Here is a 1,223-nt window from a genome sequence, read left to right as displayed (position 1 = left end):
CTTTTCCAGGCCGGCGTCATCGGTAACATTGTCCTCGATGGCACGCTTCCAGAAAGTGCGCTCGGCCTTCGTGCCCCGCCGATAGGCGAGAATGACCGGCAAGGTCACCTTGCCTTCGCGGAAATCGTCGCCGACATTCTTGCCGAGATCCTTGCTGGTGCCGCCATAGTCCAGCGCGTCATCGATCAGCTGGAAGGCAAGGCCGAGATTCATGCCGTAGGAGCGCAGCGCCGCACGATCGTTGCGGGTCGCCTGGGCAATGACGGGCCCTACCTCGGCAGCAGCCGAAAAAAGTGCGGCGGTCTTGGCCTTGATGACGGCGAAATGCTCGTCCTCGGTGGTTTCGAGGTTCTTGGCGGCGGCAAGCTGCATAACCTCGCCCTCGGCGATGATCGAGGCAGCACTCGACAGGATATCGAGCGCTTCGAGCGAGCCGACATCGACCATCATGCGGAAAGCCTGGCCGAGCAGGAAGTCGCCGACCAGCACGCTTGCCTGGTTGCCCCAGATCATGCGGGCGGTCTTCTTGCCGCGCCGCATGCCGCTCTCGTCGACGACATCGTCGTGCAGCAGCGTCGCCGTGTGCATGAATTCGACGGAGGTGGCGAGCTTGACGTGGCCCTCGCCGGCATAGCCGAACATCTGCGCGGCGGCGAGCGTCAGCATCGGCCGCAGCCGTTTGCCGCCGGACGAGATCAGATGATTGGCGACCTCCGGGATCATCTCGACGTCGGAGCCGGCCTTGGACAGGATCAATTCATTGACGCGCCCCATATCGGCGGCAGTCAGATCGATCAGATCCTTGATGGAGGCGGGCTCCCGCTTCCCGTTTTCGATGTTGAGAACGACACCCACGACAATCACTCCCGTCTTGGTATAGAGCGTGCGACGGCACCCTTAGTCCCTGCATGGACTCTAGGGCGGCGGACATGGCCACGGCAAGTGGCGAATTGGCGCGGCGTCGATGACGGAATGTCAACGACCACAGAGGGAACGGGGCTCTGCCTCGGAATCCCCTGCCCGTTTACATCAATAGCGCAAACTGCGAGTTTCATACGATGATAGAACTTGTCCGCACCAACGATGCCGTGATCATCTCCTTTGTGGAATCGCTGATGCGCGACGCCGGCATCGCCTGCTTTGTCGCCGATCAGAATATGAGCATTCTCGAAGGATCGATCGGTCTTTTGCAGAAACGCGTCATGGTCGACGCCGACCAGGCC

2 protein-coding genes are annotated in these 1,223 nt (G+C 61.2%); one reads left to right on the top strand and one right to left on the bottom strand.

Annotated features, from left to right (window positions below; all coding sequences use genetic code 11):
• The coding region (locus EN939_RS34865; RefSeq protein WP_127271905.1) for a polyprenyl synthetase family protein at nucleotides 1–855 on the bottom strand (855 nt) is incomplete at its 3' end.
• Nucleotides 856–1,058: 203 nt separating this feature from the next.
• On the opposite strand from EN939_RS34865, the gene EN939_RS34860 reads away from it, so the two are divergent.
• The coding region (locus EN939_RS34860; protein ID WP_164751542.1) for a putative signal transducing protein at nucleotides 1,059–1,223 on the top strand (165 nt) is incomplete at its 3' end.

Source organism: Mesorhizobium sp. M7A.F.Ca.CA.002.05.1.1 (assembly GCF_003998335.1).
Lineage (GTDB): Bacteria > Pseudomonadota > Alphaproteobacteria > Rhizobiales > Rhizobiaceae > Mesorhizobium.
Note: the sequence above shows the minus strand (reverse complement) of the source record. Positions and strands in the feature narration are given on the sequence as shown.